Genomic DNA, 14303 nt, shown 5'->3' with positions numbered 1-14303 from the left:
AGGGTCCATGCTCATGACATTCAACACGGGGGACCTCAAGTACGAGATCCTGGCTCGCGGACACGGCCACGGCGGACACTCCTACCACTCCGGCGGCGGCTACGGAGACGGCACCGGCGGCGGTGTGGACACCTGGGTGTGGGTGGCCGCCATCGGCATCGGCGCGATCGTCGTCATCGTGAGCCTGATCAAGAAGTTCGGCTCCAACTGAGCCTTGGGCGGGTGCCCGCACCCCGTGCGGGCACCGCCCCAGCTGCTGTTCCCCACCCCGCGCCGGCTGCTGTTTCCCACCCTCACCGCCCAGCTGTTCAGTCGAACCAGCGGGCGCGCGCCAGCTCGTCCCCGCGCTCCGGGTCCTCCAGCAGCGCCGCGACCTCGAACCGGCGCGGCCACTGGCCCGCGGCCCAGGCCAGACCCGCCGCCACGCCCTCCAGGGTGGAGGCGTGCAGCGTGCCGTCCGGCGCCCACCGCCAGTCCAGCTCGGTGGTTTCCGAGCCGTCGCCGACGACCAGCTCCTCGTGCTCCACATACGACTCCGGCGTCCCGGCACCGAGCAGCACCCGCACCGCTTCCGGGACCTCGTGCCGTACGCCCTCGGAGCGCACCTCGACGCCGACCACCTCGCTCAGCCTGCGCACCTGAAGCAGCTCCGCCAGGTCGGCGGCGCGCGTCGGCCGGACCGGCAGCAGCGGGAGGTCCGCGGCCAGCGGCATCAGATCCGGTGCGTCGGCGACCACGGCGTCCGCCGCGTCCACCACCCGGATCTCCCCTCCGACGACCACCCGAAGCTCATCCGGCAGCGTCACCCGATCGGGGTCCAGGTCGGTCAACGCCCCGTACAGGGCGTGCAGTTGGGCAGGGCCGACCTCCGACTCCTCGTCGGCGAGCCGGGCCAGCAGCTCCGCCGCACCGCCCGGCTCGTCCAGCAGCGCCGCGACCGAGGTGCGCACCCCGAGCGCGCGCAGCACCTGCGCGTCGACCTCGCCCGCGTCGGCCGACTCGTACAGACCGGCCAGCAGCGGATCACCGCCCGCCGACCGCAGGCCCGCGGGCCGCCGCCCGTCCAGCACCGGGTGCCCGCGCAACCACCAGGCGGTGTACGGCCGTACGGACTCCGTGGTGCCGTCCGGCAGCAGTACCCGCACCGGCGCGGTCAGCGCGTCCCGCAGCGGCGGGCGGGACAGCATCTCCAGCACCCGCGGCCAGGCGTCGTCGTCGACCAGATCCAGATCCCGCACCGCGACCAGCTCGGTCACCACCGGCGGCACCGGAGTGTCCGGCAGCGCGTCGAGGATGTCCTCGCACCACACGTCCACCGCGTCCAGCAGCCCGGCGTCGTCCGGCTCGGCGAAGTCCCCTTCGCGCGGCTCCAGTTCGTCCGGGTCGAGCACCACGTCGGTGGCACGGACCAGCGCGAAGCCGGCCAGCACACCCACCGCGGTCAGCGGCTGCTCGCCCCAGCGCTCAGCCAACTCCGCGTCACAGGCGGGCAGTTCACCCTCCCGGATGACCTGCTCGAAGGCGCTTCCCGGGAGGACCAGCTCACCCGCGGGGGCCAGCTCACCGTCCTCGTCGCACAGTGCGAGGGCGCCGAGCCAGGGCTCGTCACCCGGCGAGAGATTGGCATCCCGGACCAGCCCGAGCACCGTCTCCGCCAGCTCCTCGGCGCCCAGCGGCGCGCCCCGGCCGGCCTCGCCGAGCTCGTCCGCGAAGACGTCGTAGGCGTCCTCGTCCGCGTCCAACGAGTTCGCCACGGCCGCCCGGACCTGAGGAGTCGTCAGCACCGCGCGCGGTGCGGCCGGGGTGGCGCCCAGCTTCTCCAGCAGCGGGTGCACCGCGTCCGGATGCGCGACCTTCAGCCCGAGCCGGGCGAGCGTACGGTGCATCGCCTCGGCATCACCGCCGTCGCCACCGCCGCCGACCAGCGGCAGCAGCACCTGGCGCGGCCCGATCGTGGTCCGCGCGCTGCCCTTCGCACCGCCAGGACCCTGGCCCTCGGTGCCCGCCAGCGGCACCGGCAGACCGCTGAGCCGGTCCGGATCGGTGCCGGCCAGCGCGTCGTACAGCCGCCACCACCAGCCCGGCGGCCGCTCCACACCCGCCAGCCGGTCCACCATCTCGCCGAGCGGCACCCTGGCCACGCCCAGCGCCCGCAGCTCGGGACGCCGCTCCAGCCCGGCCGGCAGCAGACTCGGGAACAGCTCGGCCAGCACGCCGACGGTCGCCGCGCCGGCGCCCTCCAGCAGCTCGGCGTCCACAGGCCGCAGCACATACGGCTCCGCCTCGTCCGCGCCCTCGTCCCAGCCGGGCTCCACCAACGCCTCGGCCCCGCCGCCGGACCCCGCACCCGCGCTCGGCAGGAAAGGCACCCGCGGCAGCAGCTCCAGCACCCGCCGGCGCAGCTCACCGTCCAGACCGCCCTTGCCCAGCGGCCCCGGTACGAGGTCCAGGGTGCCGACCGACACCGGCTGCCAGTCGCGCAGCAGCGTCGTGTACGCGGCCGCCGCCCGCTCGGTCAGGAAGTCCGCCAGCGGGCCCGGCGCGACATGACGCCGGGTCGGCTCCAGCGGGAACGACGCGATCAGCAGCGCGGGCAGCCCCAGCGGCTCGTCCGTCGGCGTCGGCGCGTGCACCACCGGCGCCGTCCCTGGCCGGGCCGGCGCGCCCTCCTCGTTCACCGGGACCGCCCAGGTCACCGACCACACGGGCCGCAGCCGCTCCTCGACGGGGCGGTCCGCGAGCAGCGCCGGATCCAGCGGGCCGCCGTCGCTCGCCACCCGCCACCGGGTGGCGCCCCGCTCGCTGTCCTCGATCAGCACGCAGTCGCCGTCCTGGCGCCGCCTCAACTCCCGTACGCCCTCCGGGGTCTCCACGATCACCTGGGCCAGGCCCGGCAGCGTCAGCAGCAGCGCCGCGTCGATCGCGTCCAGCAGCCGCTCGGCGAGATCCTGCGCCGCGCCGTCCCGCAGCGGCAGCACGACGGCGGTGTCATAGCCCTCGGGCGCGCTGCCCTCGGCGGGCAGCGGCAGCCGCAGCAGCGGGACATGGCCGTCGCGGCGGCGCACCTCGCCGCCCAGTCCCGGACTGTGCGCGGCCACCTCCCCGGTCAGCTCGCGGGCCTCGGCGAGCGACCAGCGGACGCCGCCGGTGCGCCCCACCAGCGCCGGCTCGTCGCTCACCGACAGCACCGCGGCGAAGCCCACGCCGAACCGGCCGACCGCGCCGGACGCCACGCTGGTCTCCCGCTTGGCGGAGGCGCGCAGCGTGGACAACGACTCGACGCCGGTGGCGTCCAGGGGCGCGCCGGTGTTGGAGGCGACGAGGACGGCGGTCTCGGTGTCGTCCGCCGGATGCAGCGTCAGCCGGAGCCGCCCGGGGACACCGGCGCGGGCCGCGGCGTCCGCGGCGTTCTGCGCCAGCTCCACGACGAGCCGGTCCCGGTAGCCGCCGAGCGCGAGGTCCTCCTCGGCGTTCGCGTCCTCCCGGAACCGGGCGGGCGACGCGGCCCAGGAATCCAGCACGCCGCGGCGCAGACGCGCGGTTCCGAACGGGTCGGCGCCACCCTCGGTCGCGCCCCGCACCCACGACGTACCAGCCACTTGTCCGCTCCCTTTACCTGGTCGGTGACCCGACGGTATCTCCTCCGGCGGGCGCGGGGAGCAGAGGGCGGCGGACCCGATCCAGCGGACCGGGACCTGTCCGCTGGGTCAGGGTCGGAAAGGCCTAGCTGTGGCCGAGCTCCTCGGCGGGACCGGCCTCCTCGACCGAGCCGCCGTCCCGCTCGGGACGGAGTGCCAGCGGCTCCACCACCGTCTCGTCCACGACCGGTGCGGCCGGCCGCGGCGGCTTCGGCATGACGGCGGCCTCGGAGTGCGCGCCGCAGCCGTAGGCGAGGGAGACCACCCGGCCGTCGGCCGGGGCGAACTCGTTGGCGCAGACGCCGAACGCCTGGCGCAGCGAGCCGGTCAGCGGCGTGAGGAAGCCGCAGGTCATACAGGTGGCGGGGGCGGCCTGCGCCATCGGCGTCTTCGCGCCGTACGCCTCCTCCCAGCGGTCGGCCGCGGCGTGCAGGCCGTAGCGGGACAGGACCCGGGCGCGGCGCATGCCCAGTTCCTCGGCGAGGTCGGCGATACCGCCGCGGGTGGGCGCCGGCTGGACCGCGGGCGAGCCCGGGAGGACGTCCGCGTCCTCGGCCTCCGCGACGTCCGCGACCTCGGCCATGGCCTCGGAGACGACGGAGTTCGGCGGCGGGACGTCCTCGCCGCTGTAGCCGGGCTCCAGGCGCAGGTCGTCGGCCTCGGTGGGCAGCAGGTCGCCTGGGCCCATGTCGCCGGGGCGCAGCCGCTCGCTCCACGGGACCCATTCGGGGGCCAGCAGCGCCTCGGGGCCCGGGAGCAGCGCGGTCTCGTCGAGGGTGACGATCTTGGCGCGGGAGGCGCGGGCCACGGTCACGGCCCAGCGCCAGCCCTTGTAGCCGGCCTCGTTGCAGGCGAAGAGGTGCGTGACGACGCGGTCCCCGTCGGCGACCGTGTCAATGTGCTCGCCGACCATGCCGGGCAGCGCGGCCTCCTCGGCCGCCGCACGGGCAAGGTCGACCGCCTCGGCGCACAGGCGGTCGGGGGTACGGCTTCGCATCGCAGCACTCACAAGAATCGATTCTCTCTTCCACGCCGTCTCACGAGTGCGCCAGCCGGAGCTGTCCTGTCCTGTCCGGACGACCGGCGGGGGCCGGGGCGGGCGGAGCGGACCTGGGGACCGCGTCGACGTCCGCGCCCGGTCGTTTCGGTCGAGCGCACCTCCTACGAACCATTCTGCGGGATCGAGAGGAGGCACGCGGCCAAAAACGACCGCCGGTGGCGCGCTACACACGCTACCCCTTCAACCGTGTACGACTCTTCGGCGGGAGCGCCAAATCTCTCCGGCCGCCGTCCCGAGCGGGTGCGCCCCACGCGGGCGGGCGGAGAAACCGCCATGTCCCGGGCGAGTTGGGGCAGTATGGCGAGGTGGCTGCCGCAAGGTCGTCGAAAGTGCCGAAGGCGTCGAGAGTGTCGAGGACATCGCGGGTGTCGCGGGCTTCGACCCGGGACGGCGCGCAGGGCAACCGGGCCCGCCGGGCGGGTCGGGCTGTCGGCCGCGCGCTGCACCAGCCGATCACCGGCGCGGCCCGCCGGGTACGCCGCGCCACGCATGCGCAGGGCGCCGGCGAGTCGGGCCTGGGCAAGCTGATCGAGCTGCACGCGGTGAACTCCGCCGGCGACATGATGGTCACCATCGCGCTGGCCTCGACGGTGTTCTTCTCGGTCCCGACAGACCAGGCGCGGGGCCGGGTGGCGCTCTACCTGGCGGTCACGCTGGCGCCGTTCGCGCTGCTCGCGCCGGTGATCGGGCCGATGCTGGACCGCATCCCGCACGGCCGCAGGGCGGCGATGGCGGGCTCCATGCTGGCCCGTGCGCTGCTGGCGCTGACGCTGTCCGGCGCGGTGGTGGGCGGCGGTCTGGAGCTGTATCCGGAGGCGCTGGGCGTACTGGTGGCGTCCAAGGCGTACGGCGTGGTCCGGAGTGCCGTGGTGCCCCGGCTGCTGCCGCCGCGGATCTCTCTGGTGAAGGCCAACTCGCGGGTGACGCTCTCCGGGCTGCTGGCGACCGGGATCGCCGCGCCGCTGGGCGGCGCGCTGCACCTGATCGGGCCGAGCTGGCCGCTGTACGGCGCGTTCGTGGTGTTCACGGCCGGCACGTTCCTGTCGTTCTCGCTGCCGCACAAGGTCGATTCGGCGAAGGGCGAGGGCCGGGCCAGGCTGGCGTCCCGGGACGAGTCGGCGGGCCCCGCGCCCGCCCCGCGGAGGCCGGGGCTGCGGACCGTCGGCCCGTCGGTGCTGCACGGGCTGCAGGCCAACGCCTGTCTGCGGGCGCTCTCCGGTTTCCTGACGTTCTTCCTGGCCTTCCTGCTGCGTGAGCACCCGCTGGGCGGGCTGGGGCCCGCGGCGTCGCTGGGCCTGGTCGTGGTGGCCGCGGGCGCCGGCAACGCGCTGGGCACGGCGGTAGGCGCCTGGTTGAAGGCGCGCGGCCCTGAGCGGCTGATCGCGGCGATGCTGGGGTTCGCGCTGTGCGCGACGGTCACCGCGGCGGTCTTCTACGACGTGCTGGCGATCGTCGTCGTCACGGCCGCCGCAGCCACCGCGGGCCTGTGCCAGGCGCTGGCGAAGCTGTCGCTGGACGCGATGATCCAGCGCGACATGCCGGAGGAGGTCCGCACCTCCGCGTTCGCCCGGTCCGAGGCGGCGCTGCAGATGTCGTGGGTGGTCGGCGGCGCCATCGGTATCTCGCTGCCGCTGTACGGCACGGTGGGGATGGCGGTCGCCTCGGGGCTGGTGATGACCGGCGTGGTGCTGGCCGTACGGGGGCTGCTGAGCGCGGCCCGGCACGGCGGACGGGCGGGCGCGCGGGTGACGTGACGTGGCCGGGGCGGCCTCGGTTCGCGGCACGCCGTACCCGCGCGTGGTGTGAGCAGGGGCGCCCGATAGCCTGCCCGTATGACCGCTGCGTTGATCTCCTGGGGCAAGGGCCGCCGAGCCGCTGCCGCCATCGGTGCCGTGTCCCTGGGCCTCATCACCCTCTCCGCCTGCGAGAAGCCGACCGCGCTCGCGACCGTGACCGTCGGCTCGACGACGGTGCAGTCCGAAGCCACCCCCGGCTGCGACGGCGAGGGCAAGGTCCTCGACAAGAAGACGATCGAATCCTGCATCACCAAGCAGGGCGGCAAGTCGATCAGCGTGCACGCCGGTGAGAAGGTGCGGATCGGCGTCGAGCCGGACGTCGCCAAGTCCGGCTGGATCGTGATCGGCGGCGGCCCCGTGATGCGCGAGCCCAGCAAGGACACGTACCGCACGTTCGACGCGGACACGCTCTTCCAGCAGCAGAATCCGCAGACCGGCCAGACCACGTACACCAAGGAGGTCACCCTCCAGGTCGCCGAGCTCGGCGACGGCGAGGGCGGCCCCAAGACGATGTGGCACTTCACGCTGAAGCAGGCGAACTGAGTCAGCTGAGGCGGGTGCGCGTCTGATGCGGGTGCTTGTCGTCACGGCGGTGACGGCCGAAGGTGACGCGGTGTGCGCCGCGGCGGAGCCGCACGACACGGTGCGGCTGCCGGGCGGTTATGTGGTGCACCGGGCGGGGCCGTTCGACGTGCTGGCCGCCGGTGTCGGACCGGCCGCCGCGGCCGCCGGCACGGCCACCGCGCTGACCACCGCCGCGCTCGCCGGCGAGCCGTACGCGCTGGCCGTCTCGGCCGGTATCGGCGGCGGCTTCTCCCCCGGCGCGCCACTGGGCTCCGTCGTCGTCGCGGACGCGATCGTCGCCGCCGACCTGGGCGCCGAGACCCCCGACGGCTTCACCCCCGTCACCGATCTGGGCTTCGGGACGGTGGCGCACCGCCCCGACCCCGCGCTGGTCGAGGCCGTCGCGGCGGCCTGCGGCGCGGCCGCCGGCACCGTCCTCACCGTCTCGACGGTCACCGGCAGCGCCGCGCGGGCCGCCGAGCTGGCGGCCCGTCACCCGGGCGCGCTGGCCGAGGCGATGGAGGGCTTCGGGGTCGCCGAGGCGGCCGCCGCGCACGGCGTACCGGTCATGGAGATCCGTGGCGTCTCCAACGCCGTCGGCCCCCGCGACCGCGCCGCCTGGCGGATCGGCGACGCCCTCGCCGCGCTGACCGGCGCCTTCCGTACGCTCCCCGGAGCCCTGGCGACGGTCACGGGACCGGCCGGGCCGACGCACCATCCCTGAGGAGGACCCGTGACCCGGCCGCTGCACATCGCGTACTCGCCGTGCCCGAACGACACCTTCGTCTTCGACGCGCTGGCGCACGGCCGCGTCCAGGACGCGCCGGAGCTCGCGGTCACCTTCGCCGACATCGACCTCACCAACGGCATGGCCGAGCGCGGTGAGTTCGATGTGCTGAAGGTGTCGTACGCGGTGCTGCCGTGGGTGCTGGAGGACTACACGCTGCTGCCCTGCGGCGGTGCGCTGGGGCGCGGCTGCGGCCCCCTGGTGCTGACCAAGGAGCAGGGCACGGCGGCGGATCTGGCGGGCAGGACCGTCGCGGTGCCCAGCGAGCGGTCCACCGCGTATCTGCTGTTCCGGCTCTGGGCGGCCACCGCGGTGCCGGGCGGCGTCGGCGAGATCGTGGTGCTGCCGTTCCACGAGATCATGCCGGCCGTGCGGGACGGCAAGGTGGACGCGGGACTGGTCATCCACGAGGCCCGCTTCACCTACCGGAACTACGGCCTCAGCTGCCTCGCCGACATGGGCGCGCACTGGGAGGACACCACCGGGCTGCCGATCCCGCTGGGCGCGATCATCGCCAAGCGGTCGCTGGGCGAGGAGACGCTGCGCGGTCTCGCGGCGGCCGTCCGCACCTCGGTCCGGATGGCCTGGGACGACCCGGAGGCCTCGCGGCCATATGTCCTGGAGCACGCCCAGGAGATGGACCCGGACGTCGCCGACCAGCACATCGGGCTGTACGTCAACGAGTACACCGCCGCCCTCGGGGAGGACGGCTATGCCGCGGTGCGCGGGCTGCTCACCCGCGCCGCGGCCGAGGGGCTGGTACCGCCCCTCGGCCGCGATGCGCTGGATTTCGTGGGAACCGGACGCGCCGGCTAGGGCCTGAGCGCCTGCCTCAGACGTCCAGCTGGTCGGCGACCGCGCGCAGCATGCCCGCGATCTTCGAGCCGTGGGCCTTGTCCGGGTAACGGCCGCGCTCCAGCTGCTGGGTGACGTTCTCCAGGAGCGTGGTGAGGTCCTGCACGATCGACGCGAGTTCGTCGGGCTTGCGGCGCTGTGCCGCGGCCACCGAGGGTGCGGGGTCGAGGAGCGTCACCGTCAGCGCCTGGTCGCCGCGCTGGCCTGCGACGACGCCGAACTCGACACGCTGGCCCGGCTTGAGTGCGTCCACGCCGTCGGGCAGCACCGACGAGTGCACGAAGACGTCACCGCCGTCGTCGCGGGAGAGAAAGCCGAAGCCCTTCTCGCTGTTGAACCACTTGACCTTGCCGGTAGGCACGTCTGTCCTCGTCCTCGTACTCGTTGGAAAATGCCGGAGATAAAAAAAGTTTGGGGCGGGCGGGCTGGGCTGGGTGGGGCTACTGCGAAGCTGCGGGAAAACGGGTCTGGATAGCAGTGCAGCGGGCCACCGGACCCGCCACCACCAAGGCTAATGGTCCGATGGCCGGTGACAAGACGTGGCCGGGTGGATCCTCAGTGCTTCTGGCCCGGACTTACCCTGGTCAGGTGTCTGACGAAACTCCCCAGGCCGGGGATCTGCTGGTCCGAATCGGCGCGATCATGTTCCTAGTTGGCGCAGTGGCCACTCTCGCCACCGTGACGCCGCTGTTCATCGGTTCCGAGCCGCTGCCGTCCGTCTTCTACTGGGTGTGCATGCTGATGGGCGCCGGGTTCCTCGTCGCCGCGACAGGGGTGATCCGGTCCGCCGTGGCGCAGCGCCGTCAGGCGGAGGCGGCGTCCACCCCGTCGGGCTCATAGCCTCCATCGGCCACATAGCGCTCCAGCCAGGTCGGGAACTCGGTCAGGTCGGCGAGCAGGATATCGGCGCCGGCCGCACGCAGTTCCGCGGCCTCGCACGGCCCGGTGGGCACGGCGACGGACAGCGCGCCCGCGGTGTGCGCGCCCCGGACGTCACCGGTGTGGTCGCCGACGTAGATCCGCGCGCCGTGCTCCCGCAGCGCCTCGGCCTTGGCCTCGGCCCACAGCGAGCCGATGACCGCGTCCGCGTCGATGCCGAGGTGCGTGAGGTGCAGCTTGGCGTTCGGCTCGTACTTGGCGGTGACGACGATGGCACGGCCGCCGGCGGCCTGGACCGCGGCGATGGCCTCCCGGGCACCGGGCATGGCGAGCGTCCCCGTGATCGCGTGCTCCGGGTAGAGCGCCCGGTAGACGTCGCTGATCTCGGCCACCCGCTCCTCGGGGAACCACTCGCGGATCTCCTGCTCCAGCGGCGGCCCCAGCCGGGTCACGGCGAGGTCGGCGTCGATGTACGCACCGGTCAGGGCGGACAGTGCCCGGTACGCCGCTTTGATGCCGGGGCGGGAGTCGATCAGCGTCATGTCGAGGTCGAATCCGACCGTCAGGGGGAGCGCAGCCATCCCGCCATTGTGCCCGCAACCGAAAGCGTCCCGGATTGACGCTCAGGGCCTGCCGGTCAGCCCCGCGACCATCGCCTCATCCGCCACACCAGGAACAGAGCGGAGGCGACCGCCGCGACCCGCGCCATGCCCGGCAGCCCGTCGAGCAGCTCCTGCCCCAGCCGGCCCTCGGCGAGCGGCTCACCCCACCGCCCGTCGAACCGCCCCCACAGCCACACCAGCAGACCGCCGGCGACGATGCCCGGCACGCCCATCGCCGCGAACTTCGCCTCGCCCCGGCTCAGCCGCCGCGACGCGTACACCAGCGCCCAGCCCGCCGCCAGCGCGATCCACGACTCCAGCACCGCCCCGGCGACCAGCAGCAGAACGGCGAGGGTGACCACCGGGCTGAGCCGCACCCGGGCGGGCTCCGCCACCGCCTCTTCCTCCTCGGCCGCGCCGTCGTCCACCTCCGCGCCCGCGCCCCGCACGGCACGCCGCCCGGCGAGGGCTCGCCGCAACGTCCCTGCCAGGCCCCGCCGGCCCCCCGCCGTCGCGTCCGCATCGCCGTCGGGCTCCGGCTCCCCGTCCGCGTCCCCGTCGGATTCCGGCTCCCCGTCCTTCGTCAGGGACGGACCGTCGCCCTTCGGCCGCTCCCAGATCTCCGGGATCTCGATGCCGCCGACGAACCCGGGCACGGACTCGCCGGGCCCGAACGGCGCCGGCTCCACCCGCCACCAGTCGGGCGCGTCATCCTCGTCCCCCACCTCGTCCATGCCCGCCAGATGCGGCGGCGCGGCGGTCTCGGGGACGTCGGGCTCCTGGGCACGGGCCTTCCGCAGGAAGCCGGGCCGCCCGGACGGACCCGAGCCGGCCCCGTTCCGCGGCTCGGGCACCAGGCCGGCCGGCCCGCTGCGCCGGCCCAGCCCGCCGAGCTTGTCGCGGACGCCGGTCCGCGGCGCGGGATCCACGGGCCGCGGACCGGGCAGGTCGACGGGGCGCGGGGAGGCGGGCGCGGCGGTCCCGTCGCTCCCTCCCCCGTCGCGGCCCCCGCCCCGCGCCCCGTTGCCCGCCGCGTCCGTCACCACCGCCTCCGGCGTCCCCAGCCGCGACAGCAGCCGCTTCACACCGGAGACCGAGTCGACCTTCTGCGCGTCGATCTCGGACCGCAGCCGGGCGACCAGCCGCATCCGCGTGGCGGAGGGCAGCCCCCGCTGCTGGGCCAGGTCGCCCACCCGGCTCAGATAGTCAAAGACGAGCTGATCGCTCTCGATCCCCACGAAATCCCCTGCGGCGTCCGCTGGTTGCTGCCCCGACGGTACCGCCTCGGACAACGGGCGAGCCGGAGGGCGGTGGGGCGGTGCGGCGCCGGGGGAGGCGGCGCGGCGCACGGGGGGAGAGGGCTGGGGCGTACGGGGCGGGGAGGCGGCGCGCGGGGGTGCCGCACCCCGGCGGGCGCCCGGCCCCGCCACCGGCATCCGGCCCCCCGCCACCGGCGCCCGGCCCGCACCGGCCAGGCCCCGCCCCGCACCCGGCAACGCGTCGGCCCCGCACCCGCTGCCCCGCCTCCCCCGCTCCGGCTAACGTAGGACGAATGACCGGTACACCCCGCACCCTCGCCGAGGAGCTCAGGACCCGCACCGACAGCGGGCTCCTCGGCCTGCTGCGGGCCCGGCCCGACCTGCTCAACCCGGTGCCCGGCGACATCACCCAGCTCGCCACCCGCGCCGGCACCCGGGCCTCCGTCGTCCGCGCCGTGGAGCGCCTCGACAAGTTCGCGCTGCAGACCGCCGAGGCGCTGGCGGTGGCGCCCGACCCCTGCCCGCAGGAGACGCTCGGCGCGCTGATGGCCGGCGACGCCGGGGACCCGGCGGTCGCCGCCGAGCTGCCCAGGGCGGTCGCCGCGCTGCGTGCGCAGGCGCTGGTCTGGGGCCCGGACGACCGGCTGCGGCTGGTCCGCACCGCCCGTGAGCTGCTCACCCCCAGCGCCACCCACCCGTCCCCCACCGGTCTGGGCCCGACCGTCGCCGAGGCCACCGCCGGGATGTCTCCCGGGCGGCTCCAGGAGATCATCGCCACGGCCGGGCTGCCCGCCACCCACGACCCGGTCACCGCGGTCGCCGCGCTCACCGCCCTCTTCGCCGACCGCACCCGTATGACGGCGCTGCTCGACACCGCGCCCGCCGAATCCGTCGCCGTCCTCGACAAGCTGCTGTGGGGCCCGCCGTACGGCGGCGTCACCGACCGCCCGGCCCCCCACCTCCAGTGGCTGCTCGACCGTGGCCTGCTGCTCCCGGCGGGCGCGCGCAATGTCGTACTGCCCCGGGAGGCCGCCCTCCATCTGCGGGCCGGACGCGCCCACCGCACGCCCGAGCCCGCGCCGCCGGCCCTCGCCCCGCTCACCGAACGCGATCCCCACCTTGTGGACGGCGCCGCCGCGAGCCAGGCGTTCACCGCGCTCGCGACCGTCGAGGAACTGCTCAAGGAATGGGACCTCGGCGGGCCGCCCGTACTGCGCGCCGGCGGCATGAGCGTCCGCGACCTCAAGCGGACCGCCGCCGCCCTCGACACCACCGAGCAGCTGGCCGCCTTCTGGCTCGAACTCGCCTACGCGGCGGGGCTGGTGGCCTCCGACGGCGAAGCCGACGAGCGGTACGCGGCCACGCCCGCCGCCGAGGAGTGGCTGGAGCTGCCCGACCACGAGCGCTGGGCCGCGCTGGTCGCCGGCTGGCTGCCCGCGACCCGCACCCCGGGCCTGGTCGGCACCGCCGACCCCAAGGGCCGCGCGCTCGCCGCCCTCGGCCCGCACCTCGACCGCTCCCCGGCCCCCGAGGTCCGCCGCCGCGCCCTCGCCCTCCTGGCCACGCTGCCGCCCGGCGCCGCCGTACCGGCCACCGCGGTCCTCGACCGCCTCGCCTGGGAACGCCCGCTACGGGGCGCGGCCCCGGCCCCCGACGCCGCCGACACCCCGGCGTCCACGGGCCCCGACCTCCGCACCCGCCTCGCCCAATGGACCCTCACCGAGGCCGAGTTGCTCGGCGTGACCGGACGCGGCGCACTGGCCGCCCACGGCCGCGCCCTGATCGACGCCGAACCGGCCGCAGCGATCCCCACCCCCGCCGAAACCCACACAGCGGCCGCGCGCGCCGCCGCCCTCCTCGCCCCCCACCTGCCCGAACCCCTCGACCACGTCCTGCTCCAGGCCGACCTGACGGCGGTCGCCCCGGGCCCGCTGCGCCGCCCGCTCGCCGAGGCGCTCGGCGTACTCGCCGACATCGAGTCCAAGGGCGGCGCCACGGTCTACCGCTTCACCCCCGCCTCCGTACGCCGCGCCCTGGACGCCGGCCGCTCCGCCGCCGAACTCCAGGACTTCCTCACCACCCACTCCCGCACCCCGGTCCCGCAGCCGCTGAGCTACCTCATCGACGATGTGGCCCGCCGGCACGGCCAGTTGAGGATCGGCGCGGCCGCCGCGTACATCCGCTGCGACGACGACGCGCTGCTCTCCGAGATCCTTGCCGACCGCCGCGCCGCCCCACTGCGCCTGCGCCGCCTCGCCCCGACCGTGCTCGCCGCCCAGATCTCTCCCGACCAACTCCTCGACGGCCTGCGCTCCATGGGCTACGCCCCGGCGGCCGAGTCCGCCACCGGCGACGTACTGATCGCCCGCGCCGACTCCTACCGCACCCCGCCCCGCACGGCCCCCACCCCGGTCCCCGAGGGCCCGCCGTCCCCCGACCCCGCCCTCCTCGCAGCGGCCGTACGCGCCATCCGCGCCGGCGACCACGCCGCCACCGCCGAACGCAAACCCGTCCCCGCCCCCACCACCACCCCGGGCGCGCTCCCCCGCACCACCTCCGCCGAGACCCTCGCCACCATGCAGGCCGCGGTCCTCACCAGCTCCGCCGTCTGGATCGGCTACGTCAACGCCGACGGCGCCGCCAGCCAACGCGTCATCGCCCCGGTCCGCGTCGAGGGCGGCTTCGTCACCGCCTACGACCACACCTCCGACGAGGTCCGCACCTACCCGCTGCACCGGATCACAGGGGTGGCGGAACTGGCGGACGATTCGGCGTGAGGGGGCGGGGGCGGGGGCGGGCCGAGGGGGGCTGAGACCGAGGGGCCTGAGCCCCCCGGCGGACGGGCCGGACCGGCCGAGATCTG

The 14303-nt window shown here is 75.3% G+C and carries 12 protein-coding genes; 7 read left to right on the top strand and 5 right to left on the bottom strand.

Features of this window, described 5'->3' with window-relative positions:
- Nucleotides 1-13 precede the first annotated feature (13 nt).
- On the top strand, nucleotides 14-211 hold the full coding sequence (locus tag FCH28_RS17110; protein ID WP_136740905.1) for a hypothetical protein: 198 nt from the start codon (nucleotides 14-16) through the stop codon (nucleotides 209-211).
- 97 nt (nucleotides 212-308) lie between these two features.
- Here the strand turns inward: FCH28_RS17110 and FCH28_RS17105 are convergent, their stop codons facing one another.
- Together FCH28_RS17105 and FCH28_RS17100 are read right to left on the bottom strand one after the other, a co-directional pair.
- A complete protein-coding gene (locus tag FCH28_RS17105; RefSeq protein WP_136740904.1) occupies nucleotides 309-3599 on the bottom strand; it encodes a sacsin N-terminal ATP-binding-like domain-containing protein in 3291 nt (1096 codons plus the stop codon).
- Nucleotides 3600-3723: 124 nt separating this feature from the next.
- Nucleotides 3724-4635 (bottom strand): DUF3027 domain-containing protein, encoded by a 912-nt coding sequence (locus FCH28_RS17100; protein ID WP_136740903.1) that lies wholly within the window; start codon nucleotides 4633-4635, stop codon nucleotides 3724-3726.
- Nucleotides 4636-5063: 428 nt separating this feature from the next.
- Here FCH28_RS17100 and FCH28_RS17095 point away from each other — a divergent pair, with 428 nt between their 5' ends.
- The 4 genes from FCH28_RS17095 to FCH28_RS17080 all read left to right on the top strand — a co-directional run bounded on the left by FCH28_RS17095 (nucleotide 5064) and on the right by FCH28_RS17080 (nucleotide 8661).
- Nucleotides 5064-6452 carry an MFS transporter gene (locus tag FCH28_RS17095; protein WP_136740902.1) on the top strand — a complete coding sequence of 463 codons (1389 nt, stop codon included), beginning with the start codon at nucleotides 5064-5066 and terminating at the stop codon, nucleotides 6450-6452.
- A 78-nt stretch (nucleotides 6453-6530) separates the two neighbouring features.
- The gene (locus FCH28_RS17090) at nucleotides 6531-7037 is read left to right on the top strand and encodes a hypothetical protein (protein WP_136740901.1); all 507 of its coding nucleotides are present in this window, start codon (nucleotides 6531-6533) and stop codon (nucleotides 7035-7037) included.
- 25 nt (nucleotides 7038-7062) lie between these two features.
- Nucleotides 7063-7782: a futalosine hydrolase gene (locus FCH28_RS17085; RefSeq protein WP_136740900.1), complete on the top strand. Its 720-nt coding sequence runs from the start codon at nucleotides 7063-7065 to the stop codon at nucleotides 7780-7782.
- Nucleotides 7783-7791: 9 nt separating this feature from the next.
- The gene (locus FCH28_RS17080) at nucleotides 7792-8661 is read left to right on the top strand and encodes a 1,4-dihydroxy-6-naphtoate synthase (protein ID WP_136740899.1); all 870 of its coding nucleotides are present in this window, start codon (nucleotides 7792-7794) and stop codon (nucleotides 8659-8661) included.
- A 16-nt stretch (nucleotides 8662-8677) separates the two neighbouring features.
- On the opposite strand, the gene FCH28_RS39715 is transcribed toward FCH28_RS17080, so the two are convergent.
- The gene (locus FCH28_RS39715; RefSeq protein ID WP_136740898.1) at nucleotides 8678-9061 is read right to left on the bottom strand and encodes a cold-shock protein; all 384 of its coding nucleotides are present in this window, start codon (nucleotides 9059-9061) and stop codon (nucleotides 8678-8680) included.
- A 227-nt stretch (nucleotides 9062-9288) separates the two neighbouring features.
- Between FCH28_RS39715 and FCH28_RS17070 the strand changes: the two genes are divergently transcribed.
- Nucleotides 9289-9540: a hypothetical protein gene (locus tag FCH28_RS17070; RefSeq protein WP_136740897.1), complete on the top strand. Its 252-nt coding sequence runs from the start codon at nucleotides 9289-9291 to the stop codon at nucleotides 9538-9540.
- Here the strand turns inward: FCH28_RS17070 and FCH28_RS17065 are convergent.
- Both FCH28_RS17065 and FCH28_RS17060 read right to left on the bottom strand, forming a co-directional pair.
- Complete coding sequence (locus tag FCH28_RS17065) at nucleotides 9504-10160, bottom strand: HAD family hydrolase (protein WP_136740896.1); 657 nt, start codon at nucleotides 10158-10160, stop codon at nucleotides 9504-9506. The two genes, FCH28_RS17070 and FCH28_RS17065, sit on opposite strands and share 37 nt — an antisense overlap.
- A gap of 56 nt (nucleotides 10161-10216) precedes the next feature.
- Nucleotides 10217-11419, bottom strand: a complete 1203-nt coding sequence (locus FCH28_RS17060; protein ID WP_136740895.1) for a hypothetical protein — start codon at nucleotides 11417-11419, stop codon at nucleotides 10217-10219.
- Between the two features lie 314 nt (nucleotides 11420-11733).
- Between FCH28_RS17060 and FCH28_RS17050 the strand changes: the two genes are divergently transcribed.
- A complete protein-coding gene (locus FCH28_RS17050) occupies nucleotides 11734-14217 on the top strand; it encodes a helicase C-terminal domain-containing protein (RefSeq protein WP_136740893.1) in 2484 nt (827 codons plus the stop codon).
- Nucleotides 14218-14303 lie beyond the last annotated feature (86 nt).

The organism is Streptomyces piniterrae (assembly GCF_005048155.1).
Taxonomy (GTDB): Bacteria; Actinomycetota; Actinomycetes; order Streptomycetales; family Streptomycetaceae; genus Streptomyces; species Streptomyces piniterrae.
Note: the sequence above shows the minus strand (reverse complement) of the source record. Positions and strands in the feature narration are given on the sequence as shown.